The organism is Pseudomonas sp. 21LCFQ010 (assembly GCF_024129905.1).
Lineage (GTDB): Bacteria > Pseudomonadota > Gammaproteobacteria > Pseudomonadales > Pseudomonadaceae > Aquipseudomonas.
In genome coordinates this window covers 67,512-93,716 of the sequence record NZ_JAMYDZ010000014.1, presented here as the reverse complement: position 1 = coordinate 93,716, position 26,205 = coordinate 67,512, and the positions used below count along the sequence as shown (strand labels likewise).

The 26,205-nt window shown below is 61.2% G+C and carries 20 protein-coding genes and 1 pseudogene; 15 read left to right on the top strand and 6 right to left on the bottom strand.

The features are described from left to right. The first annotated feature begins 43 nt into the window (after positions 1-43). The 6 genes from hutU to NJC38_RS16955 all read left to right on the top strand — a co-directional run bounded on the left by hutU (position 44) and on the right by NJC38_RS16955 (position 7,944). The gene (gene hutU, locus NJC38_RS16980) at positions 44-1,726 is read left to right on the top strand and encodes a urocanate hydratase (protein ID WP_253115998.1); all 1,683 of its coding nucleotides are present in this window, start codon (positions 44-46) and stop codon (positions 1,724-1,726) included. 3 nt (positions 1,727-1,729) lie between these two features. Beyond that, a complete protein-coding gene (gene hutH / locus NJC38_RS16975) occupies positions 1,730-3,262 on the top strand; it encodes a histidine ammonia-lyase (protein WP_045492352.1) in 1,533 nt (510 codons plus the stop codon). A 77-nt stretch (positions 3,263-3,339) separates the two neighbouring features. After that, complete coding sequence (locus tag NJC38_RS16970) at positions 3,340-4,722, top strand: amino acid permease (RefSeq protein ID WP_045492350.1); 1,383 nt, start codon at positions 3,340-3,342, stop codon at positions 4,720-4,722. A gap of 66 nt (positions 4,723-4,788) precedes the next feature. Then, positions 4,789-5,502 (top strand): histidine utilization repressor, encoded by a 714-nt coding sequence (hutC, locus tag NJC38_RS16965; RefSeq protein WP_045492348.1) that lies wholly within the window; start codon positions 4,789-4,791, stop codon positions 5,500-5,502. Between the two features lie 111 nt (positions 5,503-5,613). Beyond that, positions 5,614-7,341 carry a gamma-glutamyltransferase gene (gene ggt, locus NJC38_RS16960; protein ID WP_366856081.1) on the top strand — a complete coding sequence of 576 codons (1,728 nt, stop codon included), beginning with the start codon at positions 5,614-5,616 and terminating at the stop codon, positions 7,339-7,341. A gap of 141 nt (positions 7,342-7,482) precedes the next feature. Then, positions 7,483-7,944 carry a nuclear transport factor 2 family protein gene (locus NJC38_RS16955; RefSeq protein ID WP_253115996.1) on the top strand — a complete coding sequence of 154 codons (462 nt, stop codon included), beginning with the start codon at positions 7,483-7,485 and terminating at the stop codon, positions 7,942-7,944. 14 nt (positions 7,945-7,958) lie between these two features. Here NJC38_RS16955 and NJC38_RS16950 read toward each other — a convergent pair whose 3' ends face one another. Continuing rightward, positions 7,959-8,486, bottom strand: a complete 528-nt coding sequence (locus NJC38_RS16950) for a peroxiredoxin (RefSeq protein ID WP_253115994.1) — start codon at positions 8,484-8,486, stop codon at positions 7,959-7,961. A gap of 154 nt (positions 8,487-8,640) precedes the next feature. On the opposite strand from NJC38_RS16950, the gene NJC38_RS16945 reads away from it, so the two are divergent. Beyond that, the gene (locus tag NJC38_RS16945) at positions 8,641-9,021 is read left to right on the top strand and encodes a RidA family protein (RefSeq protein ID WP_045492343.1); all 381 of its coding nucleotides are present in this window, start codon (positions 8,641-8,643) and stop codon (positions 9,019-9,021) included. Positions 9,022-9,199: 178 nt separating this feature from the next. Here the strand turns inward: NJC38_RS16945 and NJC38_RS16940 are convergent, their stop codons facing one another. Genes NJC38_RS16940 through NJC38_RS16930 form a run of 3 tightly spaced genes read right to left on the bottom strand, consistent with a single transcriptional unit; the run spans position 9,200 to position 14,300 of the window. Further along, complete coding sequence (locus NJC38_RS16940; RefSeq protein ID WP_253115992.1) at positions 9,200-11,566, bottom strand: hybrid sensor histidine kinase/response regulator; 2,367 nt, start codon at positions 11,564-11,566, stop codon at positions 9,200-9,202. A 13-nt stretch (positions 11,567-11,579) separates the two neighbouring features. Continuing rightward, positions 11,580-12,038 (bottom strand): response regulator, encoded by a 459-nt coding sequence (locus NJC38_RS16935; RefSeq protein WP_045492339.1) that lies wholly within the window; start codon positions 12,036-12,038, stop codon positions 11,580-11,582. Positions 12,039-12,050: 12 nt separating this feature from the next. Beyond that, a complete protein-coding gene (locus NJC38_RS16930; protein WP_253115990.1) occupies positions 12,051-14,300 on the bottom strand; it encodes an ATP-binding protein in 2,250 nt (749 codons plus the stop codon). Positions 14,301-14,717: 417 nt separating this feature from the next. Between NJC38_RS16930 and NJC38_RS16925 the strand changes: the two are divergent. From NJC38_RS16925 to NJC38_RS16900, 6 genes and pseudogenes are all read left to right on the top strand, one after another. After that, a pseudogene (locus NJC38_RS16925) lies at positions 14,718-15,410 on the top strand (GntR family transcriptional regulator). A gap of 169 nt (positions 15,411-15,579) precedes the next feature. Continuing rightward, on the top strand, positions 15,580-16,431 hold the full coding sequence (locus tag NJC38_RS16920) for a glycine betaine ABC transporter substrate-binding protein (protein ID WP_253115987.1): 852 nt from the start codon (positions 15,580-15,582) through the stop codon (positions 16,429-16,431). 95 nt (positions 16,432-16,526) lie between these two features. Continuing rightward, entirely contained in the window at positions 16,527-17,522 is a 996-nt protein-coding gene (locus tag NJC38_RS16915; protein WP_253115985.1) for a 4-hydroxyproline epimerase, read from the top strand. Between the two features lie 57 nt (positions 17,523-17,579). After that, positions 17,580-18,527, top strand: a complete 948-nt coding sequence (locus NJC38_RS16910) for a LysR substrate-binding domain-containing protein (protein ID WP_253115982.1) — start codon at positions 17,580-17,582, stop codon at positions 18,525-18,527. A gap of 174 nt (positions 18,528-18,701) precedes the next feature. After that, positions 18,702-22,760 carry a CHASE domain-containing protein gene (locus NJC38_RS16905; RefSeq protein ID WP_253115980.1) on the top strand — a complete coding sequence of 1,353 codons (4,059 nt, stop codon included), beginning with the start codon at positions 18,702-18,704 and terminating at the stop codon, positions 22,758-22,760. 17 nt (positions 22,761-22,777) lie between these two features. Next, a complete protein-coding gene (locus NJC38_RS16900; RefSeq protein WP_253115978.1) occupies positions 22,778-23,734 on the top strand; it encodes a diguanylate cyclase in 957 nt (318 codons plus the stop codon). A 52-nt stretch (positions 23,735-23,786) separates the two neighbouring features. On the opposite strand, the gene NJC38_RS16895 is transcribed toward NJC38_RS16900, so the two are convergent. After that, positions 23,787-24,338 (bottom strand): ATP-dependent Clp protease proteolytic subunit, encoded by a 552-nt coding sequence (locus NJC38_RS16895; protein WP_045492330.1) that lies wholly within the window; start codon positions 24,336-24,338, stop codon positions 23,787-23,789. 252 nt (positions 24,339-24,590) lie between these two features. Further along, positions 24,591-25,430 carry a glutathione-dependent disulfide-bond oxidoreductase gene (gene yghU / locus NJC38_RS16890; RefSeq protein WP_253115976.1) on the bottom strand — a complete coding sequence of 280 codons (840 nt, stop codon included), beginning with the start codon at positions 25,428-25,430 and terminating at the stop codon, positions 24,591-24,593. Between the two features lie 102 nt (positions 25,431-25,532). On the opposite strand from yghU, the gene NJC38_RS16885 reads away from it, so the two are divergent. Next, entirely contained in the window at positions 25,533-25,739 is a 207-nt protein-coding gene (locus NJC38_RS16885) for a hypothetical protein (protein ID WP_253115974.1), read from the top strand. After that, positions 25,736-26,197, top strand: coding sequence for a methyl-accepting chemotaxis protein (locus tag NJC38_RS16880; protein WP_253115972.1), 462 nt, complete (start codon positions 25,736-25,738; stop codon positions 26,195-26,197). The genes NJC38_RS16885 and NJC38_RS16880 overlap by 4 nt, the downstream gene beginning before the upstream one ends. Positions 26,198-26,205: the final 8 nt, after the last annotated feature.

Here is a 26,205-nt window from a genome sequence, read left to right as displayed (position 1 = left end):
ACACCCTTTCAACAAGAACAACACCCTGTATCAGGACCTGACCATGACGACGTTTCGTGACACCGTAATCCGTGCACCCCGCGGCACCACCCTCAACGCCAAGAGCTGGTTGACCGAGGCGCCGCTGCGCATGTTGATGAACAACCTCGACCCCGAGGTGGCGGAAAATCCGAAAGAGCTGGTGGTGTATGGCGGCATTGGCCGTGCGGCACGCAATTGGGAGTGCTACGACAAGATCGTCGAGACCCTCAAGGAACTCAACGACGATGAAACCCTGCTGGTCCAGTCCGGCAAGCCGGTTGGCGTGTTCAAGACCCACTCCAACGCGCCACGGGTACTGATTGCCAACTCCAACCTGGTGCCGCACTGGGCCAGTTGGGAGCACTTCAACGAACTGGATGCCAAGGGCCTGGCCATGTACGGCCAGATGACCGCTGGCAGCTGGATCTACATCGGCAGCCAGGGCATCGTCCAGGGCACCTACGAGACTTTCGTCGAGGCCGGTCGCCAGCACTTTGGCGGCAACCTCACCGGGCGCTGGGTACTGACCGCCGGTCTTGGCGGCATGGGCGGCGCGCAGCCACTGGCGGCGACGCTGGCCGGTGCCTGCTCGCTGAACATCGAATGCCAGCAGACCAGCATCGACTTCCGCCTGCGCACCCGTTATGTCGATGAGCAGGCCACTGACCTGGACGACGCGCTGGCACGCATCGCCAAATACACCGCCGAAGGCAAAGCGGTATCGGTCGCCCTGCACGGCAACGCGGCTGAAATCCTCCCTGAACTGGTCCGTCGTGGGGTACGTCCGGACATGGTCACCGACCAGACCAGCGCCCACGACCCGCTCAATGGCTACCTGCCGATCGGCTGGAGCTGGGAGCAGTACCGCGACCGTGCCAAGACTGACCCGGCAGCGGTGATCAAGGCGGCCAAGCAATCGATGGCCGTGCACGTACAGGCGATGCTCGACTTCCAGAAAGCCGGCGTGCCAACCTTCGACTACGGCAACAACATCCGCCAGATGGCCAAGGAAGAGGGCGTAGCCAATGCCTTCGACTTCCCGGGGTTCGTGCCGGCCTACATTCGTCCGCTGTTCTGCCGCGGCATCGGCCCGTTCCGCTGGGCGGCGCTGTCCGGTGACCCTGAAGACATCTACAAGACTGACGCCAAGGTCAAGGAACTGATCCCTGACGACGCCCACCTGCATCACTGGCTGGACATGGCCCGTGAGCGCATTGCCTTCCAGGGCCTGCCAGCACGGATCTGCTGGGTCGGCCTGGGCCAGCGTGCCAGGCTGGGGCTGGCGTTCAACGAAATGGTCCGCTCTGGCGAACTGTCGGCGCCGGTGGTGATCGGGCGTGACCATCTGGACTCCGGTTCGGTGTCCAGCCCTAACCGCGAGACCGAAGCCATGCGTGACGGCTCCGACGCTGTATCGGACTGGCCGCTGCTCAACGCGCTGCTCAACACCGCCGGCGGCGCAACCTGGGTGTCGTTGCACCATGGCGGCGGCGTAGGCATGGGCTTTTCGCAACATTCGGGTATGGTCATCGTCTGTGATGGCACCGACGATGCCGCGGCACGTATTGCCCGGGTATTGACCAACGACCCGGGCACCGGGGTGATGCGTCACGCCGATGCCGGTTACCAGATTGCAATCGACTGCGCCCATGAACAGGGCCTCAACCTGCCGATGATCGGCAGCAAGAACAACAAAGGAGCCTGATTGATGAATGCCCTGACCCTCAAACCCGGCACCTTGAACCTGACCCAGTTGCGTCAGGCCTACCAGCAACCGGTGCGCGTCGAGCTGGACCCCGGCGCCCATGCCGCCATCGACGCCAGCGTCGCCTGTGTCGAGAGTATCCTGGCCGAAGGCCGTACTGCCTATGGCATCAACACCGGTTTTGGCCTGTTGGCCTCGACCCGCATCGCCCCTGAAGATCTGGAAAAGCTGCAACGCTCGCTGGTGCTGTCTCACGCCGCCGGTGTCGGCGAGGCGCTGGATGATGCGATGGTGCGCCTGATCATGCTGCTCAAGGTCAACAGCCTGGCCCGTGGTTTCTCGGCGATTCGCCGCAAGGTCATCGACGCGCTGATCGCCCTGATCAACGCTGAGGTCTACCCGCACATCCCGCTCAAGGGCTCGGTGGGTGCCTCCGGCGACCTGGCACCGCTGGCGCACATGTCGCTGGTACTGATCGGCGAGAGCAAGGCGCGCTATAAAGGCCAGTGGCTGCCAGCCGCCGAAGCGCTGGCGGTGGCAGGTCTTGAGCCGCTGACCCTGGCCGCCAAGGAGGGCCTGGCGCTGCTCAACGGCACCCAGGTGTCCACGGCCTACGCGCTGCGCGGGCTGTTCGAAGGCGAAGACCTGTTTGCTGCCGCCACTGTTTGCGGCGGCCTGAGCGTCGAAGCCATGCTGGGTTCGCGGGCGCCGTTCGATGCGCGCATTCATGCCGCGCGTGGCCAGCGCGGGCAGATCGACGTGGCTGCCGCTTACCGCGACCTGCTTACCGACAGCAGCGAAGTGTCGCGCTCGCATGCCAACTGCGACAAGGTCCAGGACCCGTACTCGCTGCGCTGCCAGCCGCAAGTGATGGGCGCCTGCCTGACCCAGTTGCGCCAAGCCGCCGAAGTGCTGGAAGTCGAATCCAACGCCGTGTCGGACAACCCGCTGGTGTTCGCCGAGCAGGGCGATGTGATCTCTGGCGGTAACTTCCACGCCGAGCCCGTGGCCATGGCCGCTGACAACCTGGCGCTGGCCATTGCCGAGATTGGCTCGTTGTCGGAGCGCCGCATCTCGCTGATGATGGACCGCCACATGTCGCAGTTGCCGCCGTTTCTGGTGGAAAACGGCGGGGTCAACTCCGGTTTCATGATCGCTCAGGTCACCGCAGCGGCCCTGGCCAGCGACAACAAGGCGCTGGCGCACCCGGCCAGTGTCGACAGCCTGCCGACCTCGGCCAACCAGGAAGACCACGTGTCGATGGCGCCCAACGCCGGCAAGCGGCTGTGGGCCATGGCCGACAATGTGCGTGGCATCCTGGCTATCGAATGGCTGGGTGCCTGTCAGGGCCTGGACTTCCGTAACGGCCTCAAGAGCTCCGAGAAGCTGGAAAAAGCCCGCAGCCTGTTGCGCGCCGAAGTTTCTTACTATCAGGAAGACCGCTTCTTCGCCCCTGACATCGAGACCGCCAGTGCTCTGCTGGCCAGCGGTTGTCTCAATGCGCTGGTGCCGCCGCGCCTGCTGCCTAGCCTCTGACGCTCGATTGAGCACAGGCCGCCCGGCACGCGGGGCGGCCATCTCTGCACTATAAAAACAATCGGAGATGCACTGACATGAGTACCCACACTGGGCTCAAACGGGGTCTGAGTGCCCGTCATATTCGTTTTATCGCGCTAGGCTCGGCCATCGGCACCGGGCTGTTCTACGGTTCGGCCTCGGCCATCAAGCTGGCCGGCCCGTCGGTACTGCTGGCCTACCTGATCGCGGGCGCTGCGGTGTACATGGTCATGCGCGCCCTGGGCGAAATGGCCGTACACAATCCGGTGTCCGGCTCGTTCGGTGAATACGCCACCTCCTATGTCGGGCCGCTGGCCGGATTTATCACCGGCTGGACCTACGCGTTCGAGATGATCATCGTCTGCCTGGCGGACGTCACCGCGTTTGGCATTTACATGGGCTTCTGGTTTCCCGATGTGCCGCGCTGGATCTGGGTGCTGTCGATCATCTGTTTCATCGGCGCCCTGAACCTGTGTACGGTCAAGGTCTTCGGCGAAATGGAGTTCTGGCTGTCGATCCTCAAGGTCAGCGCTATCGTGGCGATGATTCTGGGCGGCCTGGGCATCATGTTCTACGGCTTCGGCCTGAGTGACGGCGGCACCGGCATCCACAACCTGTGGCAGCACGGCGGCTTCATGCCCAATGGCATTGGCGGCTTCATCGCCTGCTTTGCCGTGGTGGTGTTCGCCTTTGGCGGCATCGAGATCATTGGCGTCACTGCCGGCGAAGCCAAGGACCCGCAACGGGTACTGCCCAAGGCGATCAACGCCGTGCCGCTGCGCATCCTACTGTTCTACGTGCTGACCCTGTTCGTGCTGATGTCGATTTTCCCGTGGCCGCAGATCGGCACCCAAGGCAGCCCGTTCGTGCAGATCTTCGATAACCTGGGCATCGGCTTTGCTGCCGCGCTGCTTAATATCGTGGTGATCTCGGCGGCCATTTCGGCGATCAACAGCGATGTCTTCGGTGCCGGGCGCATGTTGTACGGCATGGCGCTGCAAGGTCAGGCACCGGCCGGCTTTGCCAAGGTGTCGAGCAATGGCGTGCCGTGGCTCACGGCGCTGGTGATGGCCGCTGCGTTGCTGATCGGCGTGGTGCTCAATTACCTGATCCCTGAAGACATCTTCCTGCTCATCGCTTCGCTGGCCACCTTCGCCACCGTCTGGGTGTGGTTGATGATTCTGGTTTCCCAGGTGGGCATGCGCCGCCGTATGAGCAGCGCCGAGGTTGCGCAGTTGAAGTTCCGGGTACCGTTCTGGCCGGTTGCCCCGGCGGCGGCCATCGGTTTCATGCTGTTCGTGTTCGGCGTGCTGGCCTGGTTCCCGAACAGCCGTCCGGCCATGTGGGTCGGGGTGGTGTGGCTCGGCCTGCTGGTCCTGGCGTACTGGATCTGGGTCAAACCGCAGGCACAGGGCCGGGCACTGGCCAGCAGTGACTGAAAACGGGTGGCAAGGTGTGGGCTGCGGGGTATTATTCGACTCCTTGCCCACACATCCGGAGAACTGGTGAGTACCCCGAAACCCCCTCGGTACAAAGTGATCGAAGAGTTCCTGCTGACGCATATCCGCGAAGGCGACTACCCGGTCAATCACCAGATTCCGCCAGAAGAGCAACTGGCCCGGGATTTTTCCGTCAGCCGTATGACCGCCAACAAGGCGATCACCAACCTGGTGCAGCAGGGCTACCTGGTGCGTCAGGCCGGGCTGGGTACCTTCGTCACCGACCCACGCGCCGAGTCTTCGTTGCAGGAGGTGATGAACATCGCTGAAGAGGTCCGCGCCCGCGGGCATCACTACTCCAACGATGTGCTGCGCAGTGAAGCCATTACCGCCGACGATGAAGTGGCCCTGCGTTTGGGCCTGCGCATCGGCAGCCCGGTGTTTCACAGCATTCTGGTGCATCGCGAGAACGGTTTGCCGATCCAGCTCGAAGACCGCTACGTCAACCCGCGCTGGGTGCCGCACTACCTGTCCAGCGACTTCTCGAAGCAGACCCCCAACGAGGTACTGGTCGCCAGTTGCCCGATCAGCGATATCGAGCATGTGGTCGAAGCCATCCACGCCGATGCGCGGACCGCTCAGTGGCTGGAAATCGACCCCGGTGCGGCCTGCCTGTGCATGGTGCGGCGAACCTGGTCCAGCGAAAATCTGGTCAGCTATGTGCGCCTGACTCACCCCGGCGAGCGTTACAAGCTGCGCTCGACCACCCGCCACCGTTGATTGAGCCTGGTTCGCGTCGTTTGCTGATTTAGCGCTATGCTCTTGCAGGCCATATGCCAAGGGTGGCAAACACCCGCAAACAATCAGAAAACTGAACAAGGAATCTGGCTCATGATGTACCGCAAGCTGACGGCCTTCGTCGCTGTCGCCTTCTGTTTTACCCAAAGCCCTCTGGCCCTGGCCGCTTCGCAAGCCCCAGTGGCCGGCGAGAACGGCATGGTGGTCACTGCCCAGCATCTGGCCACCCATGTGGGCGTCGACGTGCTCAAGGCCGGTGGCAATGCCGTGGATGCGGCGGTGGCGGTGGGTTACGCGCTGGCGGTGGTTTATCCGGCTGCGGGCAACCTGGGCGGTGGCGGCTTCATGACCATTCAGATGGCTGACGGCAAGAAAACCTTCCTCGACTTCCGCGAAAAGGCGCCGCTGGCTGCCACTGCCGACATGTACCTGGACAAGGACGGTAACGTGGTGCCGGGCCTGAGTTCGCGCGGCCACCTGGCGGTTGCTGTGCCGGGCACGGTCTCGGGGATGGAGTATGCACTGAGCAAGTACGGCAGCAAGCCGCGCGCCGAGATGATCGCCCCGGCGGTCAAGCTGGCCCATGACGGCTTTGTGCTGGAGCAGGGCGACGTGGACCTGCTGTGGACCGCCACCGAAGACTTCAAGAAGGACATCAAGGATTCCGGCTCGATCTTCCTCGATGACGGCAAGCCAATGCAGGTGGGCCAGAAGCTGGTGCAGAAAGACCTGGCGCGCACCCTGCGGGAAATCTCCGCCAAGGGCGAGGACGGCTTTTACAAGGGCTGGGTGGCCGATGCCCTGGTCAGTTCCAGCAAGGCCGGCAAGGGCATCATTACCCAGGCCGACCTGGACCGCTACAAGACCCGTGAACTGGCGCCGGTGGAATGCGATTACCGCGGCTACCACATCGTCTCTGCGCCCCCACCGAGCTCTGGCGGTGTAGTGATCTGCCAGATCCTGAATATTCTCGAAGGCTATCCGATGAAGGATCTGGGCTTCCGTTCCGCCCAGGCCATGCATTACCAGATCGAAGCGATGCGCCATGCCTATGTCGATCGCAACAGCTACCTGGGCGACCCGGATTTCGTCAAGAACCCGCTCGAGCGGCTGCTCGACAAGGACTACGCGGCCAAGCTGCGCGCTGCCATCGACCCACAGAAAGCCGCAGTCTCCAAAGACCTGGCACCTGGCGTCGCGCCCCATGAAGGCAACAACACCACGCACTACTCCATCGTCGACAAATGGGGCAATGCGGTGTCGGTGACCTACACCCTCAACGACTGGTTCGGTGCCGGGGTGATGGCCAGCAAGACCGGGGTGATCCTCAACGACGAGATGGACGACTTCACCTCCAAGGTCGGTGTGCCGAACATGTATGGCCTGGTGCAGGGCGAAGCCAACGCCATTGCCCCCGGTAAAACCCCGCTGTCATCCATGAGCCCGACCATCGTCACCAAGGACGGCAAGACTGTCATGGTGGTGGGTACGCCCGGCGGCAGCCGGATCATTACCGCGACCCTGCTGACCATGCTCAACGTCATCGACTACCGCATGAACATCCAGGAAGCCACCGACGCGACCCGTTTCCACCAGCAATGGCTGCCTGAGGAAACCCACCTGGAAGATTTCGCGATCAGCCCTGATACGCGCAAGATCCTCGAAAGCTGGGGCCACAAATTCACCGGGCCGCAACCGCTCAATCACGTAGCGGCGATTCTGGTCGGCGCGCCTTCGCTGGACGGCAAACCGGTGGGTAACAACAAGTACTACGGCGCCAACGATCCGCGGCGCAATACCGGGTTGTCGCTGGGCTATTGATCCCGCAGCGGGGCCGGGTGCGACAGCATACGGCCCCCTCGACAATCGTTTCACATGTCAGGCTGGTGATAGTTTCGTAGCCGCCCAACAGACCACTATCAGCGCCTCATTCATTCTCTCAGGAAGCCTTATGACTCTTTCTTGAAAACCCTGGCTGGTCTGGCGCTGGCCGCGCTGCTCGTTGTTGTGGCAGCGACCAGTCACGCCGCTACCCCGCGCAACCTGGCAGCGGAAGAGGCCAACCGCACCCTGGTGCTGGATTTTTACGAACGCTTCTTCAACAAACATGACGTAGCCGGTGCCGCGCAGCTGGTTGCGGACAGCTACAAGCAGCACAACCCTGAGGTGCCGGATGGCAAGGCGCCGTTCGTGGAATTCTTTGCGGGCTTTTTCAAGGAAAACCCGCAATCGAGGGCACGTGTCGTGCGCAGCGCCACCGATGGTGACCTGGTGTACCTGCACGTGCACTCCACCAATGGCGCCAAGGATCCGGGTCAGGCCGTGGTGGACATCTTTCGGGTTGCCAATGGCAAGATCGTCGAGCACTGGGACGTGATCCAGAACGTCCCGCAGCAGGCGGCCAACATCAATACCATGTTCTGAAGCAGCGGTTTGCGTCAGCTCTGTGCCTGGCGCAACCAGCCAAGAATGTCCTCGGCATTGCGCGCCGGCTCCGGGATCTCGGTGTACAGCTGCGCCAGCCGACCGTCGTCGATCACCAGTGCGGCGCGGCCATACACTTGCAGCGGCCCGGCCTGATACACCGGCAGGCCCAACGCTTTGCCTAATGCACAGTCCTGATCGGACAACAGCTGGTAGGGCAGTTGCGTGCGCTCCTTGAGTTCCTGTTGGTAGGCGGTGTCTTGCGACGAGAGGCCGAAGATTCGCTGTACGCCCAGGGCGGCGAAATCATCGAACGCATCACGAAAGCCGCAGGCCTGCGGGGTGCAGCCTTTGGCACCAGGCACACTGGCCATTTCTGCCGGGGCGGGCAGTTCGGGGTTGCCGCTGCGCGGGTAGATAAACACCACGCTGAGGCCTGGCAGGGTGCTGAGGTCGACACTGGAGTGGTCAGTGGCGGTCAGGGTCAAAGAGGGCAGGGGTTGGCCAATCAGTTGCTGGCGCAGGGTGTCTTGCGTATTCATCAGGGCTCCGGTTCAGGGGGCAAGCGCCAACCAGGCGCTCGCGGTATTGTTCAGGCGTAACGGACAGCGGCGCTTCACCGGCAAATCGCTTTCGCCTTTAGCCGCGATAGGGCATTACACTGGTCGGCCTTCATTCACCTGACCAGAGATTCACATGGCCAATTCTGATATCGATTTCCTGCCCGATCCAGACCCGGAGTCCATCTCTAGCGACGTCGCCGGTTTCGCTGGCTTGCTGGTGTCCACCCAGATCCCGACCCGTGCCGATGGCAGCCTGGAACTGGGTGACATCACTGCGCAAAGCGAATGCACCCTGCAGGCGCTCAAGGTCGCTCTGGAAAACGCCGGCAGTTCGCTGGATCGTGTGTTGCACCTGACCATCTACCTCACCGACATGAATGAGCGCGGTGCCTTCAACGAGGTCTATCAACGCTTTTTCAGCAAGCCCTGGCCAGTCCGTGCCGCCGTTGGTGTCGCGTCGCTGGCTGTGCCGGGCATGCGCGTGGAAGTGACCGCAATGGCGGCCAAACGCTGAGTGTGTGCCGCTCAGAGCAAGGTCGCCGTTACTATTGAGTCTTGAGAAATAGCTCGCAGCAGAGGTCGTTTACCGGCCTCTTCGCGAGCAAGCTCGCCCCTGGTGCGCAATGCTTGTCTGAACAGGATTGGCTTGGGCCACCAGCATGACATTAGCCGCGACCGCCACCCCTGTATCATCACAGCATCTGGCTCAGCGCCCGGAACAGTTCATCAGGCTTGACCGGCTTTTGCAGCACCAGGCTTTCAGGCAATTCCAGGCCTTGCAGTTCGGCATAACCGGTCAGAAACACCACCGGCAACTGTGAATAACGGTCGCGCGCCGCGCGGGCCAACTGTGCGCCGTTGAAGCCGGGCATGGCGAAGTCGGTGAGCAGCAGATCGACCTGATCGTCGAGCAATTGCAACGCCTGTTCGCCACTGTTGGCCTGACGGACCCGATAGCCTTGCAGCACCAGCATTTCGCTGAGCATGTCGCGGATCAGGTGTTCATCGTCGACCACCAGGATGCAGCGGTTATGTCCGCTGTTCTGTGGCTCTTGAGCGGGCACTGGCGGCTCGGTCTGTGTTGCGGTCTGCTGCACCGCCGGCAGATAGACGCTGACTTCCGTGCCACGGCCCGGCTCGGTGTCGATGCGCACGCCGCCTCCGGACTGTTTGGCAAACCCGAACACTTGCGCCAGGCCCAGCCCGGAGCCTTTGCCGATGTCCTTGGTCGTGAAGAACGGCTCGAACACTTTGGCCAGCACATCCTGGCTCATGCCGCAGCCGGTGTCGCGGATTGACAGCATCACGTAGTCGCCAGGCTCGGGATCTTCCGGCCGTTGCGCGGCCTGCCGCACGCGGGTGTTGTGGGTGCGCAGGATCAGCAGGCCGCCGGCCGGCATCGCGTCGCGGGCGTTGATCGCCAGGTTGAGAATGATCATCTCGGTCTGGGTCGGATCGGTCAGCGCCTGCCACAACTGAGCGTGCAGATCCAGGCGAACCAGAATGCTTCCGCCCAGGGTGCGGCGCAGCAGTTCTTCCAGGCCGTTCAAGGTGTCGTTGAGGTTCAGCGGCACCGGCTCCAGGCGCTGGCGCCGGGAGAAGGCCAGCAACTGTGAGGTCAGTTTGGCACCGCGCTCGCCCGCTTCACGGATGTGCTTCAGGCGCCGCCGCGCCTTGTCCAGATCTGGTTTGTCCAGCTCACGTTCAAGAAAGCTGGAGCCGGTGAGGATCACGGTCAGCAGGTTGTTGAAGTCGTGGGCCACGCCTGCGGTCAATTGGCCGACCGCTTCGAGGCGCTGCATCTGTTGCAGGGCGGCTTCGATCCGCTCGCGCTCGGCAATCTGATCGCGCAGCCGGGTATTGGCTTCGGCAAGGCTTTCGGTCGCCTCACGCTCGCCAGTAATGTCCCGCGCCACCGCATAGAGCAGAGTGTCTTCCGGCACCACCACCCATGACAGCCAGCGCTGCTGACCATTGGCATGGCGGATCCGGCCGGTAAAACGCACGCTGTCGCCGTTGCGCGCCAGGGTCGCCAGCTCGCTGCAGAACGCCTGGCGGTCATCTTCGGGCAGCAATTGCATCAGTGAAATCTGCGCCAGGGCCTGGCGGTTAAAGCCCAGCGCCTGTTCCCAGGCCGGGTTGAGCGCCACCGGCGTCAGATCCTTATTGAATACGCCCAGCAGGTCTTGCGACAACTCCCAGGCACGATCCCTCTCGCGGGTGCGCCGCTCGACCCGTTCGCCAAGGATTTCATTGAGCTGTTTAAGTGCCTGGGTGGCCTGACGCTGTTGATGGATGTCTTGTAATACACCGGAGAAACGCACGCACTGGCCATCGACGACCCGCGCCTGGCCACTGCTCAGCAGCCAGCGCGGCTCTTTGCCATTGATACAGCGAAACTCCATGCGATAGCTGCCATCGCTGTCCGGTGCCATGGCCTGTTCCACGGCTTCACGGACAGCGCCCTGATCATCGGGATGCAGGCCGGCATAGAACAATGGCAGATCCATCTCGGTATCTGCGGGCAGGCTGAACAGCGCCTTGCAGCGATCGTCCCAGAGCAACAGGCCGTCCTGCGGGCGAAAGTCCCAACTGCCCATGCCTGCCGCGTCAATCGCGATCCGCGCACGCGCTTCTACATCCGCCAGTGCTTCTTCGGCCCGGCGCCGGCGCTGGCGTTCCTGGACTTCGGTAAGCGCGCGCGCCACCGCCTTGGGCAGCAATGACAGGTTCTTTTTCAGGACGTAGTCGGTCGCACCCAGGCGGATCATTTCCACCGCGTGTTCTTCGCCGTAGATGCCGGACAGGAAAATAAACGGCGTATCCGGGGCCAGGCGCCGCGCGATGGCCAGCACGTCGCTGCCCGAAGAGCCAGGCAGTACGCAGTCGCAGAGGATCAGATCGAAACTTTGCTCTTGCAGGGCGCGCTCTGCGCCCCAGTGGTCGAACACCTGCCGGGCCTGGATCAGCATGCCGCTGCGCTCAAGTCTCAACAGGGTCAGCTCGGCGTCCATCGAGCTGTCTTCGACCATCAGCAAATTCATTGGCTTGGCCAACATCCGGGCTCCGTCATTAATTGCGTCGACGGTTCAGACGCAGAGAACCCGGTGGAGGTTCATTCAGTACGGCCCAGAAAACCCCGAGGTCGGAAATGGCCGCGACAAACTCCTTGAACTCGACGGGTTTGACCACGTAGGCGTTGACCCCCAGCTCGTAGGCGCGCAGCAGGTCTGGCTCTTCTCGCGAGGAGGTCAGCATCACGGTGGGGATGCTGCGCAGTTCCGGGGTGTCGCGCACCACTTTGAGCACTTCCAGGCCATCGACCTTGGGCAGTTTCAGGTCCAGCAGCAGCACCGCCGGGTTGCCGTCGTCACGCTCGGCAAAGGCGTTACGGCGCAGCAGGTAATCCAGAGCGTCGGCACCGTCACGCAGCACAATGACTTCGTTGGCCAACTGGCTGCGCTCCAGCGCGACAAGGGTCAACTCCAGATCCCTGGGGTTGTCTTCGACCAACAGAATGGGTTTGAGCATGATCGGTGGTTCTCAGCTATGCGAAAGGTGACGAGGAAGGGTGAAGTAGAAGGTCGCGCCACGGTCGATTTCGCCCTCGGCGCGGACTTCGCCGTCGTGGCGCTCGATAATGCGCCGCACGCTGGCCAGGCCAATGCCGGTGCCTTCGAAGTCTTCCATGCGATGCAGACGCTGGAAAACCCCGAACAGCTTGTTGGCATAGGCCATGTCGAAACCCACGCCGTTATCGCGGATCCACACTTCGGTTTCATTCTCGGTCTGCCGGGCGCCGATTTCAATGCGCGCCGGGGTGCGCCCACGAGTATATTTGAGCGCGTTGGCAATCAGGTTGTTGAGGGCCAGGTTAATGAAGGCCGGATCGCCAATCACTTTAGGCAACCGGGCAATTTCCCAGACAACCTCGCGGCCAGCATAATCAGGCTGCAGGTCGCTGCGGATATTGTCGATCAGGGCATTGAGGTCGACATCCGACAAGCGCAGCGCAGAGCGGCCCATCTGGGAAAAATTCAGCAGATTATCGACCAGTGTCCCGGCAAAGCGCGCGGCGTCTTCGATGTGCTGCAAAAAGCGTTTGCCGCGCTCGCTGAGCACCGAGCCTTCGATTTCACTGAGCAATTCGGTATAGCCGGCAATGTGTCGCAGCGGCGCGCGCAGGTCGTGGGAGACACTGTAAGAGAACGCTTCAAGCTCTTTGTTGGAACGCTGCAACTCGCCAGACAGTTGCGCCAGCTCTTCGGCCTTGCGCATCACGATACCCAATACCGCGCTGCGCAGCTCAACCACACCTTCAATGATCAGCGGGTTCCAGGGCGCGGAAAAACCACGTACGTCCTGTTGCCAGCGCTCAAAGCTGTGGCGCGGATTGAGAGTGCCCTGTGGGCTGATGTCTTTTTCCGGGCGCCCGGCCCAGTTCACGGTACGCGCCTGTTCAGGACGGAACCACACCAGATAGTGTGAGTGAATTTGCGAGATGGCCACCGCCATGACCCCCGCAGCGTACTGGCCCAGCTCCGGGAGTTCGTCGATGTCGCGCTGCACGTTGTCGGTGTGGAAGACTTCCTCGGCATCCTGCTGGCCCAGCCAGTGCACCAGTGCATTGACCATCGACTCGGGCGGCGTGGCGCCGATCAGTTCGCAGCGCCCGGCAGAAATGATCGCCGCGCCCTGGGCGTCGGCGAAGGCCAGCAGCACTTCAGGCAGTTCCAGCAGGCCGTCACTGACGCTGTCATGATCGGCCATCGACGACAGCATCTGCACGATGCGTTTGCGCAAATCCAGTAATTGCCGGGTGCTGGCATGAGACTCCAGAGACTCGATCTGCAACGACAGCAGGCTGCTGAGCAGTTCGCAGGCCGTGCGGGTCTGAAAGTCCACCGGGCGAGGCTGCTGGTGATGGCAGGAAATCAGCCCCCAGAGTTTGCCGTCGACCACGATCGACAGTGACATCGAGGCCAGCGTGCCCATATTGCGCATGTACTGCAGGTGCACGGGCGAGACGCTGCGCAACGAGGCATAGCTCAGGTCCAGCGGCTGACCGGTGCGCGGGTTGTTGGCAGGTATCAGCGCCGAAGGCTGGTAACTGGCGCTCTGGATCAGCCGGATTCGATTGGTGCGATACAGCTCTCGTGCCTGGCGCGGGATGTCCGAGGCTGGAAAACACAGGCCCAGGTATTGCGGATAACCCGCGTCGACGGCCTCGGCCAGTACCAGGCCGTTGCCATCGGCATCGAAGCGGTACGCCTTGACCCGGCCAAACCCGGTGATCTGTTTGATCTGCTGCACGGAGCGGCGCAGCAGCTCTTCGATATCGGTAATCTGCTGCAAGCCACTGACGAAACCACGGATCAACGGATAGAAGTCGTTTCTGCGGCGGGCCGATTGCTCTGGTACAGGCTCGAATTCGGCGATCAGTACCTGATCATGACGGTGCACCAGCAGGGTCATGCGCTGGTCGCTGCAAGGACCCCGGCGCAGGTGCACGTCGCCGATATGAAACGGAAAGATTTCGTCAGCCGGCAGTTCCTGCAGATGGCCGGCCAGATCAAAGCTGTCATCCACCCAGCCGGGGAAATCCTTGCCGATCAGGTCGCCAGCAGCCACGCCCAGCCACTGCTCGGTATTTTCACTGGCCTGCAGGATCTGCAGGCTGGGTTCGTCGAGCACCAGCAAAAACCCGTGGGGCTGAATGCTGCCAGGGATCTGGATCGGCTCCTGGCTGCAACGCTCGATGGCTTGATCCAGGGCATTGTCGGCAATAGGCAAAAGTGGCTCTCCTGTAGGGTCCGTTCTATCGAGGCCGGATTTTTGGGCACAGGATGAATCAGCGAACGGTATCAGAAAGTTACTTCCTGCGCGTCGTTGTAATCGCAATCGGGGCCAATTGCGCCGTATTTCTGTCAATCATCGAGTCAGGCAAGGTTTGATGCGCCGCTCAGGTTTTGAGGTTCGCATCCATTTGATGAGTATTTACTTGTATACGACAGCTGCATATCTACCTGCGACCGTATTGGCCGCATCGTTCAATCCGCTAAGCTCATGTTTTACAAGGATAACGCCGCTGGAAAAATGTATTTCTTATGGATTTAATGTGTCTACATAAAGAATACAGTTCGTTGACGGGCCTCTTGCTGCATGCCAGTCTCTTGTGACGTTGGTACAACAGCGCACTGGAGGTTCCTGGTGAAAACCGGCAAGAGCGGCCTTTACCAAGATTTGAAACGGCAGATTCTGATCATGGAGCTAAGGCCCGATCAGGTTCTGGATGAAGCCACGCTCAGCGAGCGCTATGGCCTGTCCCGTACCCCGGTGCGCGAAACCTTCCGGCGCCTGGCCGGTGAAGGTTATCTGGATATTCGCGAGAATCGCGGTGCCCGGGTCATCCCCATGGACTATTCGACGCTGCGCAATTTCTTTCTGGTTGCGCCGATGGTGTATGCCGCCATTGGCCGGTTGGCGGTACACAATTTCACCCCCTTGCAGCTCAATGACCTGAAAACCACGCAAGAGCGCTTCCGTCAGGCCAGTCGCACGCTGGACCCCATGGGCATGGTGGTGGAGAACAATCGTTTTCACCAGATCATGGGTGAGATGGCCGCCAATCCGTACCTGGAGCCGAGTCTGGGCCGGCTGCTGATCGATCACGCGCGGATCGGCCATACCTTCTTTCGGCCCCGCGATGCGCACATGCAACAGCGCCTGGATCTGGCGGTGGAGCACCACGACCAATTCATTGAGGCCATTGGCCGGCACGACGAGGGGCGGGTCGTTGATCTGGTGTTCGAGCATTGAGAACTGTCGCGCAGCAACATGCAGATGTTCATTACGCCGCCTGGCCTTGAGGCCGATGCGCTGGTCGCCGGCAGCGGTTTTTAGCGGCGCCCGTTGGTTCAGGCCGGACCGGCCGCACGCCCTGACGCGGTGCGCGCGGGTTGCGCCGATGACGGGCAGGTATTGCGTGACGGACACGGAGCCACATTCGTGTACGCAATAAAAGAACGCCTTCAAGGCGGGTTAATAAGAACAAACTGATCGGGGAATTAGCATGCACATGTTGAAGAAAGCGTTTTGCGCGCTGGCCATGATGGCCGCCACGCTGGTATCGGTTCATGCGGAAGAAAAAACCATCACCATGGGCACACTCTCCTGGGAGGACTTGACGCCCATCACCGGCATCACCAAGAAAGTGCTCGAAGACCACGGCTACACGGTAAAAGTGACCTCGTTCTCTGAATGGGGAATCGCCTATGCCGCACTCAGCAAGGGCGACATCCAGATTCTGGCCTCGCAGATCGACTACGTGGCGCAGGATTACTGGAACAAGAACAAGAATCGTCTGGAGAAAATTTCACCGGTTTCCCATGGCCTGTATCAGGGCATCGCGGTGCCGTCCTACAGCAGCATCGACTCCATTGAACAGCTCAATGCCAATGCCGAGAAGTTCGGCAACAAGATCGTCGGCATCGAGCCGGGTTCAGGCCTGATGAACGACGCGACCAACGCGGTCAAGGCCTACGACCTCAAGTTGCAATTGCTTGAAGGCAGTACCGCCGCGATGACTGCTGCGCTGAAGTCGGCGATTGATCGCAAGGAAAACATCGCCGTGACGCTGTGGGATCCGTCATGGATGACCCAGAAGTATGAAATGAAATACCTGGCTGACCCCAAAGGGGTATTCCCGCCACCGCAGAGCTACTACTGGATCGGTCGCAAAGGCTTCTCGGCAGACAACCCCAACGCGCGTGAAGCGCTTGCCGGGGTGTACGTGCCAATTGCCGATATCAAGGCCATCAACGGTGCGGTCAAGGATGGCAAGAGTATGGACGAGGCGGTCAAAGACTGGACCGACAAGAATGCCGACCTGATCAAGCGCTGGGAGAACATCAAGAAATACTGAGTGATCCTCAATAGGCTGCCGGCGCACTCGGGCGCCGGCGCCACGCTTTGAACAGACGGCGGCCCTACGCCGTCTCCCGCCCAGGAAAGCCAAGCATGAAACACACCTTCTTCTGTATCGATGCCCATACCTGTGGCAACCCGGTGCGCCTTGTGGCTGGTGGTGCGCCGTTGTTGCCGCACGTGCCGATCGCCGAGCGGCGTGCATTGTTTGTCGAGCACCACGATTGGGTGCGTAAGGCGCTGATGTTCGAGCCACGCGGTCATGACGTGATGTCCGGGGCCATCATTTACCCGGCTTACCGGCAAGACTGCGACTTCGCTGTGCTGTTCATCGAAGTCAGCGGCTGCCTGCCGATGTGCGGCGCCGGCACCATTGGCCTGGTGACTTCGGCGCTGGAGGCGGGGCTGGTCACGCCGCGGGTGCCAGGCCAGTTGAGCATTGAGACGCCGGCTGGCCGGGTCGATATCCGCTACACCCGCGAAGGCGACCGGGTCTCCAGCGTGCAGATGCTGAATGTCGCCAGCTACCTGCATGCCCAGGACGTGGTTGTGGACGTCGAGGGGCTCGGCCGCTTGAGTGTCGACATCGCCTATGGCGGCAACTATTACGCAGTGGTCGAGCCTCAGGCGACGTGGGCCGGTCTGGACGGCATGCCGACCAAACGCATCATTGAATTGAGCCAGAATCTGCGCAGCGCCCTGGCACAGTTGCCCGAACCGGTGCACCCGGAGGACTCGCGCATTCGCGGTGTTCATCATGTGATCTGGTGCGACCAGCCGCCGATTCCTGACATCGATGGCCGTTGCGCGGTGTTCTATGGTGACCAGGCCATCGACCGCTCGCCGGGTGGCACCGGCACCAGCGCGCGTATGGCTCAGTTGCAGGGTCGCGGGCGTCTGGCGGTGGGCGAGGAGTTCCGCCACCAGAGTTTGATCGGCACGACGTTCGTCGGCCGGATTGAAGGTGTAACCCGCGTCGGCGAGTACCCCGCGATCCTGCCTGGTGTCACCGGCTGGGCCAGAGTCACCGGTCACAACACCATCTTCGTTGATGACAACGACCCGCTGGCGCATGGCTTCCTGATATAAATATGCAGTCGCCGCCCGGGTTGGGCCGGGCGGTCTTGCAACCTCTAAGGCACAAGATTGAAGAAGACCGAACCCGATCAACTGCTGATCAAGATGCCGTCACTGCGTGCGGTGCGGTCTTTTGTAGCAGCGGCCAAGTGCCTGAGTTTCACCCGTGCTGCCGATTCATTGTGCGTAACGCCTGCGGCCATCAGCCGCCAGATCAAGGAACTTGAAGACGCGCTGGGCACCGAGCTGTTCAACCGTTCCGGCCGCGCGGTGGAACTGACCACCGCCGGCACGTTGTTTTTCAACGTGGCGCAGTTGTCGTTCATGAACATCGCCCAGGCCGCCGAGCGGTTGCGCGAGCAGGATTACCAGCGCCCAAGCCTGACCATCTGCTGCTCGCCCGGCACCGCTAACCTGTGGCTGGCGCCGCGCCTGGCGCATTTCTCCAGCTTGTACCCGGACATCGAATTGAGCGTGGTCGCGACCCATGATTTTCATCGTCTGGAAGCCGATGTGCGACCGGATGCGTTTATCACCCAGTCGGCGCGGATTCGCGAAGGGTATGTCAGCACCCGGTTGTTCGGCGAATTGATCTACCCGGTGTGCAGCCCAGGCTATTTCAGCCAGTTGCCCCAGAACATGAGCCTGGAAGGGCTGCGCGACCTGGCACTGCTCAACCTCAGCCCCTACGGCCGACCCTCGCTGGCCGAATATGTCGACTGGAAAATCTGGTTCGCCCTGCAGGGCGTGGCCTTGGACGGGCGTTCGCTCAGTGCACCCGGCATTGTCAAGGCCAACGACTACAGCATGCTGATCCAGATGGCCCTGCGCGATCAGGGGCTGGCGCTGGGCTGGCACCATCTGGTCAGCGATCTGATCAGGCAAGGCCAATTGGTGCGCCTGGTGGGCTTCGACGTGGTCCAGCCGCAGACCTTTCACTACCTGGCCATTCGCGAAGAGATTGCCGAGGAACCGGTGGTGAGCGAGTTCAGGGAGTGGGTGTTGAGCCAGTCCTGAGCCTCATATTGGCTGGCATATAAGGCAGGACGATCTACGCTGGAAAACGGAACCCTGATCGGTGCTATCACCCTGACACTGTGTGGTTCGTGTGTCCTGCGGTCTGCCGGGGTGTAACGGATTTCGACAGAGTCAGTGGCGGTCGTTTGAGCGGCAGGGATAGCGGGGCGGACGATGAAGACGAATTCTCTGACAGGGCTTGGTGGCTGGATGGCGCTGGTACTGCTGGCCGGTTTAATGGTCAGCTACCTGGCCAGTTACCAGCAGGACAAGACAATTGACCGGCACGTCCAGGATGCGCTTAGGGATGCCGGGGAGGGTATCGGTGACAATCTGCAAGCACGGTTGAGGGTCTATGAGTATCGGCTGCGCGGTCTGCGCGGCGCCATTCATATGCTTGACCTGAGCTACATCAGCATTAGTCAGATGAGCCGCTATAGCCAGGGGCGCAATATCGAGAAAGAGTATCCCGGTGCGCGTGGCTTTGGTTTCATCCGCCGGGTAGCGATTGCTGATGAGGCCGAGTTCCTGCGGCGGGTCAGGTCTGACGGCAAGCCTGAGTTCACGTTGAGTCGGCTCAGTGTCAATCAGGGCGATCGCTACATTATCCAGTTCATCGACCCGCCGGCGCGTAATGCCCAGGCCGTGGGTCTGGATATCGCCTCGGAGCCGCGCCGCCGCGAAGCGGCCGTCCAGGCCATGCGCAGCGGTGCGGCAACCCTGTCTGCGCCGATCACCCTGCAGCAGAGCAGCGAAGAGCGTTTGCGGGCGTTCCTGTTTTTGCTGCCAGTCTACAACACCCCGGAAACCCCGACCGACACCACACAACGAGAGACCAACCTGATCGGCTGGACTTATGCGCCGTTGACCATGCTTGAGGTGATGTCCAGTCTGGACCCGGCCAACCACCGCTTGCATCTGCGGCTTTATGACGTCAGTGATACCCGGCAACTGATCTACCAGACCCCGGAAAACGGCCCTGACCCGGAAATTCTTCATGTGCACACCTTCGAGCGCGAGATTTATGGCCGGATTTGGCGCATGGAGGTCGGCGCCCATCCGCAGTTCGTCGAAGCTTTGGATCCGGTGTCGTCCAGCCGGGTGTTTGTCATTGGCGTGCTGGCCAGCCTGTTGCTGACCGCGATGGTCGGCACCCTGCTGTTGTCGCGCCAGCGTCAGCAGGAGGTGATTGCCGGTCAGGCCCGGCTGGCAACCATCGTTGAAAATTCCAGCGACGCTATCATCGGTGAAGCCCTGAACGGCCGAATCATTACCTGGAACCGCGCCGCTGAGCAGATGTTCGGCTATGCCGAACATGAGGTGCTGGGCCGTCCGCTGGCTCCTTTACTGGTGCCGTTGCAGCGGATTCATGAGGATGAGCAACTGCTGGAGCGAGTGGCACGTGGCGAGCGTGGTTCAACCCTGGAAACCCAGCGTCTGCATAAAGACAGTCGACTGATTGATGTGACCATCACCTGCAGCCTGATCCGCGAGGCTGATGGCTCCATTCTGGGGGCAGCAAAGATGATGCACGACATCACCGATCGCAAGCGGGTCGAGCGCTACCTGATGGAGTTCAACGCGCAACTCGAACAACAGGTCAGTGAGCGCACTGCCGAGCTGTCCAGGGTTGCCGGGCTGCTGCAGGCGGTGCTTGATGCATCATCGGAGGTGTCGATCATCGCCACGGACACTGACGGACAGATCGTGGTCTTCAACCGCGGTGCCGAAATACTGCTGGGTTACAGTCACGCCGAAATGGTCAGGCGCAAGACACCGATGGATTTTCACCTGCCCGAAGAAGTCGATCTGCGCTCTGCCGAACTGAGCCGCGAGTATGGCATCCCCATCGAAGGTATCGACGTATTTTGCTACAAGGCGGCACTGGACGGCGCTGAAACCCGGCAGTGGACCTACGTGCGCAAGGATACCTCACGGGTGCCGATATCGATGGTTATCACACCGATCCGTACCACCGATGGTGAGCTTATCGGCCACCTTGGGATTGCTCAGGACATCACCGAACGGCTACGTCACAGCGCTGACATGCAGGCGGCCAAAGCCAGTGCCGAGGCTGCCAACGCAGCTAAGAGCCTGTTCCTGGCGAACATGAGCCACGAAATCCGTACGCCCATGAATGCCGTGATCGGCATCGCTCATCTCTTGCAGAACTCCTCCTTGAACGAGCAGCAGCGACAACTGCTGACCAAGTTGCAGATCGCCGGTCGGACCTTGCTGGGGATCATCAACGACATCCTCGATATCGCCAAAATCGAAGCCGGCGAGATGCGTCTGGAAAACAAGCCGTTCAGCCCTCGGCAACTGCTTGCTGAGCTAGGCGAATTGTTTGCTGCACAGGCCCAGCAAAAAGGCCTGCGTTTTGCCGTCAATGGTGCGATGCAGATGCCTGGTCTGCTGATCGGTGATGCCCTGCGGGTCAATCAGATCCTTATGAACCTGGTGGGCAACGCATTGAAGTTCACCACCGAGGGCGGTGTTGAGGTGAGTGTCAGTCACCAGGAACAAAGCGCCGAGCGCTGCTGGTTGCGCTTCTCTGTGCAGGACTCCGGTTGCGGTATTGCTGCCGAGGTGCTCGACCGGCTGTTTTCGCCGTTCACCCAGGCTGATGCCTCCACCACCCGGCGGTTTGGCGGCACCGGGCTGGGGCTGTCGGTAGTGCGTGGGCTGGTAGACCAGATGGGTGGGCAGTTGGGGGTTCGCAGCGAACCGGGCATGGGCAGTGATTTTTGGGTAGCGTTGCCTTTTCAGTTGTGTCCGAGCGAACTGGAGCCTTCTGCGCTGGGTAGCAGCCTTGAAGTGCTGGTGCTCAGTGAGGAGTCAGGCGTGCCGAACCTGCAGCGTCTGTGTCGTGGTCTGGGCTGGCGGGTGGCCAACTGCGCTGATCAGCAGGCACTGTGTCTGATCGTGCAGGAGCGCCAGCAAACCGGTAGTCCGCTGCCCGACCTCTTGCTGGTGGACTGGCAGCGTCCGACGCTGCAAGACCTGCATCACTTGCGCGAGGTCACCCGGTTGCCGGTCATTCTGGTGACCGGGCCGGTAGAAGGAGTCCAGCCATCATGGCCGGTCGACAATGTGCTGTTCAAGCCGCTCGACAGTTCGGCATTGTTCAATGCAGTCAATGCCTGTATTGCCCGCTATCACGGCAGTACCGAACGGGTCCTGCACACCACGCGCCTGGATACTGCCATGACCCGCTGGCTGAGCGGTCTGCAACTGCTGTTGGTGGACGACAGCGAAATCAATCTGGAGGTAGCCAGCCTGTTGCTGCAACAGCAAGGGGCGAGCGTGCAGACCTGTGCCACGGGGTTGCAGGCTCTGGAGCTTCTGCGGCAGGCGCCTGCGCTGTTTGATGCGGTACTGATGGATGTGCAAATGCCGGAAATGGACGGCTATGAAGCCACGCGCCGGTTACGCACCGAACTGGGCCTGACTCTTTTGCCGGTGCTGGCCCTGACCGCCGGGGCACTGGCCGAGGAACGCCGCCAGGCAGAGCTGGCCGGCATGGATGATTTCCTTACCAAGCCGCTTGAACCCACGGCACTGATCCGGGCGATCCGCAGGGCGGTCGAGCGAGTACGTGGATCCCCGCTGGCGGTCAGCAACATCGCTTCGACTCAGGCACTGGATGCTGCTGAGGACTGGCCGCTGATCGAAGGTATTGATGTACGTGAGGCCACCGGCCGGTTTGGTCACGACAAAGCGTTGTACCTGTCGTCACTGCGGCGGTTTTTTTCCGAATTTGGCGCCTTTGCCGAGGCGTATGCGGTGGTACGACGTACAGACCTGCCGTGTGATCCATTGATCGCCGAGCTGCACAAGCTACGCGGTGTCGCCAGCCTGTTGGGGGCCCAGGCGCTGGCGCAACTGGCCGGGCAGGCCGAGACCATGTTGCGCAATGGCGGTGATGCCAGGCAGACGCTGAGTAAATTGAGCGAAGCATTCATCGCCCTACAGCAACAGGCTGCCAGCATACAGGCCTCAACTGCTTCAGTGCCTTGTGCCGATACTGATCCGACGACGGCTCGTCAGGCTCTTGCGAGCCTGCACCGACTGCTGGAAAACCATGACATTGATGCGCTTAACCACTTTGCACTGGCTGCGCCAGCGCTTCAGGCGGCTGCCGGCCAGGTACTGGTCGAGCAGCTTTGGCAGGCCATTGAAGGGCTGGAGTTCGAGCGCGCCTTGCAACTGCTCGAACGCGCCGATTTATGAACGGAGAACCGTGCGCGATGCAACCGATACCCAGCTTGTTGATTGTCGATGATGATATTTCCGCTATCCGCGTGCTGAGCAAGATCCTGCATGGCCTGGGGCAGATCCGCTTTGCCACCGGCGGTGCCCAAGCGTTGAAGTTGATTCAGGAGATGCGCCCGGACCTGATCCTGCTCGACGCCGAAATGCCTGATATGGGCGGCTTTGAAGTGTGTGAGGCGATCAAGGCCGACCCACTGCTCAAGGATGTGCCGGTCATTTTCATCACCAGCCACACCGAGGCCCGCGTGGAGGAGGCCGGATTGGCGCTGGGCGCGGTAGACTTCATTGGCAAGCCGGTGCAGCCGGCGATTGTCACTGCCCGGGTCAAGACCCACCTGCGCCTGAAAATGGCCATCGACCAGCTCAGCCTGCTGGCTCAGACCGATGGCCTGACCGGCCTGGCCAATCGCCGTTTCCTGGACCAGAACATCGAGCGTGAGTGGTCGCGCGCGCGGCGCAACCAAGAGGCTTTCTCGTTGTTAATGCTCGATATCGATTTCTTCAAGCGCTACAACGACTGTTATGGGCATCTGCAAGGCGATGAATGCCTGATCGCTGTGGCCCATGCCGTAAAGGCGTGCGTGCAGCGCTCTACCGATCTGGTTGCCCGTTATGGTGGCGAAGAGTTTGCCGTGCTTGTTCCAGGCACCGGAGCACAAGGCGCCTGCCAACTCGGCGAAGAGATAGTCCAGCATGTGCGGGCGCAAAACCGTCCGCATGAAACCAGCGACTACGGCCGGGTGACGGTTTCGGTGGGCGTGGCGAGCCTGGAGGCTGGTGCGCTGCCACACGCGCAGTCAGGCGCTACTGGCGCAAAAGGCGCCCCGGTGCTAGCCCAGGCACTGCTGGCCGAAGCCGACCGCGCGTTGTATCAGGCTAAACATGACGGCCGCAATTGCAGCCGCTTTGTGCCGATTCAGTTGGGCCTTTAGACGTTCCGTGCAGCGTGGTCTCAGGTGTGCGCTGTCGGCTGAGCAGCAGGCGCTAGGAGTGCACGCAATGGGTCACGAACTCACCACTCAACCCCGGCGATTCCACCGCATGAATCACTCCGCACTCCAGCGCCTGGTCGGGTTCGAGAATGCGCGGCGCGGCGGTCAGGTACTTTTCTGTTTCCAGGGCCTGTGCTGCCCCTTGAGTGCGTTCGGCGACAATGCGGCAATACAGGTGCATGTCGTGGTCCAGGCTCATGGCGTATTCGGACATTCGCGAGTGGTCCACTGCGCCGTTGAGGTGCCAGTGAAAGGGATGGAACAGAAATTTGCTGTGCGGGCAGGCGGTGCGCCGTTCGCCGGCAAGAAAAATCACGTTGCCCATTGACTCGACCGTACCCAGATTATGGGTATGCACCGGCATCGGCAGGGTCAGTAAAAAGTTGTACAGGGTGAAGCCATAGCTGCATTCGCCGCCCATGGTGGCGATATTGAGAATCAGGCTGGAAGCTTGCTGTTGGGCTGCGAGTGAGGCCTTTTCGATGAGCTGGCCGCAGGTGGTGGAATTGACCGGGGCGGTGAAGTTGATCACGTGGGTCGCCATGTTCAGCACCTCTTGAACGCTGACGTAAACATAAGGCTTACAGACGGGGTAGGTATCTTGTATCGATACCGGGTGACTTAACTATAGCCGTCGATCGACAGACAAGCCTTTATGATTCACGGGCGTTATCGTGACGCGCGGATCAGCGCTTGATTGGCGCATTTTCAGGCAAAAAACGGCCTGCGTTGCCATCGCCTGCGTTTTTAGAAGCACCCTACAGGGGGCGGTGAGCCCCCTGCATGAAGCCTGGATTCAATCCAGATCGCTGGCCTTATGACGCTCTGGCAACTGGCTGGCTTCTTCACCCCAGGTCCGGTTGACCCGCTGGCCGCGTTGGACCGCCGGGCGCTGGGCGATGACTTCAGCCCAGCGCTGGACATGCCGGTACTCGTGCGCCGCGAGGAACTCTGCTGCCGAGTACAGATTGCCGCGCACCAGCTGACCGTACCATGGCCAGACCGCGATATCGGCAATGCTGTATTGCTCGCCCGCCAGGTAAGGGCTCTCGGCCAGGCGCTGATTCAACACATCCAGCTGGCGTTTGGCTTCCATGGTGAAGCGATTGATCGGGTATTCGAGTTTTTCCGGGGCATAAGCGTAGAAATGCCCGAAGCCACCGCCCAGATAAGGCGCCGAGCCCATTTGCCAGAACAGCCAGTTCAGTGTCTCGGCGCGGCCGGCAGGATCGGCCGGAATGAAGTGGCCGAATTTTTCTGCCAGGTACAGCAGGATCGAGCCCGACTCGAACACCCGGATTGGCGGTTCGACACTGCGGTCGAGCAAGGCCGGGATCTTGGAGTTGGGATTGACCTCGACGAAGCCGCTGGAGAACTGCTCGCCTTGAGTGATACGGATCAGCCAGGCGTCGTACTCGACCTCGTGGATGCCCAGCGCCAGCAGTTCTTCTAGCAGGATGGTGACCTTGACACCATTGGGCGTGGCCAGCGAGTACAGCTGGAGCGGATGCTGGCCGACCGGCAGGGCCTTGTCATGGGTCGGACCGGCCACCGGACGGTTGATATTGGCGAACTCGCCGCCGGACGGGGCTTCGTGGGTCCATACCTTGGGCGGAACGTATGCAGACTGGGTCATGCGGATAACCTCCTGGAGCGATGCAGCGCCCTTTGCCGGGCGCAAAACCAAAATGTTCAGGGTCAGGATCAAACCGTATGGCGGTCTGGACAGACGCGCATCATGACCCAGATCCCCGCCCGATTGCAGGCCCAATTGGCGATGCAGATGTTAAGGCAGACGACCCAAGGCAACCGGATATGTCTTGTTGAAATGAATAATTCGTTGCGCCTGACCTGTATACAGGCTGAATACAATTTCGTCGACAATGCTGTTCCGCCGAGCTCCTCTGCCTGTAAAAACAACGCGCTCAAAGAGACCGATCGATGACCCGCCATTGTGCACCGGCGTTACGGGCCGGCGAGCAGGGCAGGGGCTTTGCCTTGGTTGCCGACGAGGTGCGCAGCCTGGCCACTCACTCGCAGGGGCTGACCGGCAAGATGCACAACACCATCGAGCGGTTGCGCCTGGAAGTCGACAACGCGGCGCAGCGCATGCAAGCCATCCATGTCAGCGCCGAAGACGTCATGTGCGAAGTACGCCTGGCTGTCGGGGCATTCGAAGCAATCACCCAAGGCATGGGCGAGACCGTCCAGCACAACGTGCAGATCGCTACTGCAGCCGCACAGCAGACTAGCGTGGTCGAGAGCGTCGAGCGCAACACCCGGCAGATTCGTAGCTTGAGTGCATCGACCGCCGAATCTGCCGGTCATATGGTCACCGCCAGCAACGAAGTGGCCGAGTCATCGCGTGAGCTGCACCGGTTGGTCGGAGCGTTCGGTATGTAACCCGGCCT

Bases quoted from the DNA above. Each gene is read 5' to 3' on its own strand.
- hutU (WP_253115998.1), top strand. From the start codon at position 44: ATGACGACGTTTCGTGACACCGTAATCCGTGCACCCCGCGGCACCACC.
- hutH (WP_045492352.1), top strand. From the start codon at position 1,730: ATGAATGCCCTGACCCTCAAACCCGGCACCTTGAACCTGACCCAGTTG.
- NJC38_RS16970 (WP_045492350.1), top strand. From the start codon at position 3,340: ATGAGTACCCACACTGGGCTCAAACGGGGTCTGAGTGCCCGTCATATT.
- ggt (WP_366856081.1), top strand. From the start codon at position 5,614: ATGATGTACCGCAAGCTGACGGCCTTCGTCGCTGTCGCCTTCTGTTTT.
- NJC38_RS16950 (WP_253115994.1), bottom strand. From the start codon at position 8,486: ATGAATACGCAAGACACCCTGCGCCAGCAACTGATTGGCCAACCCCTG.
- NJC38_RS16945 (WP_045492343.1), top strand. From the start codon at position 8,641: ATGGCCAATTCTGATATCGATTTCCTGCCCGATCCAGACCCGGAGTCC.
- NJC38_RS16940 (WP_253115992.1), bottom strand. From the start codon at position 11,566: ATGTTGGCCAAGCCAATGAATTTGCTGATGGTCGAAGACAGCTCGATG.
- NJC38_RS16935 (WP_045492339.1), bottom strand. From the start codon at position 12,038: ATGCTCAAACCCATTCTGTTGGTCGAAGACAACCCCAGGGATCTGGAG.
- NJC38_RS16920 (WP_253115987.1), top strand. From the start codon at position 15,580: ATGCACATGTTGAAGAAAGCGTTTTGCGCGCTGGCCATGATGGCCGCC.
- NJC38_RS16915 (WP_253115985.1), top strand. From the start codon at position 16,527: ATGAAACACACCTTCTTCTGTATCGATGCCCATACCTGTGGCAACCCG.
- NJC38_RS16905 (WP_253115980.1), top strand. From the start codon at position 18,702: ATGAAGACGAATTCTCTGACAGGGCTTGGTGGCTGGATGGCGCTGGTA.
- NJC38_RS16900 (WP_253115978.1), top strand. From the start codon at position 22,778: ATGCAACCGATACCCAGCTTGTTGATTGTCGATGATGATATTTCCGCT.
- NJC38_RS16895 (WP_045492330.1), bottom strand. From the start codon at position 24,338: ATGGCGACCCACGTGATCAACTTCACCGCCCCGGTCAATTCCACCACC.
- yghU (WP_253115976.1), bottom strand. From the start codon at position 25,430: ATGACCCAGTCTGCATACGTTCCGCCCAAGGTATGGACCCACGAAGCC.
- NJC38_RS16885 (WP_253115974.1), top strand. From the start codon at position 25,533: ATGACCCAGATCCCCGCCCGATTGCAGGCCCAATTGGCGATGCAGATG.
- NJC38_RS16880 (WP_253115972.1), top strand. From the start codon at position 25,736: ATGACCCGCCATTGTGCACCGGCGTTACGGGCCGGCGAGCAGGGCAGG.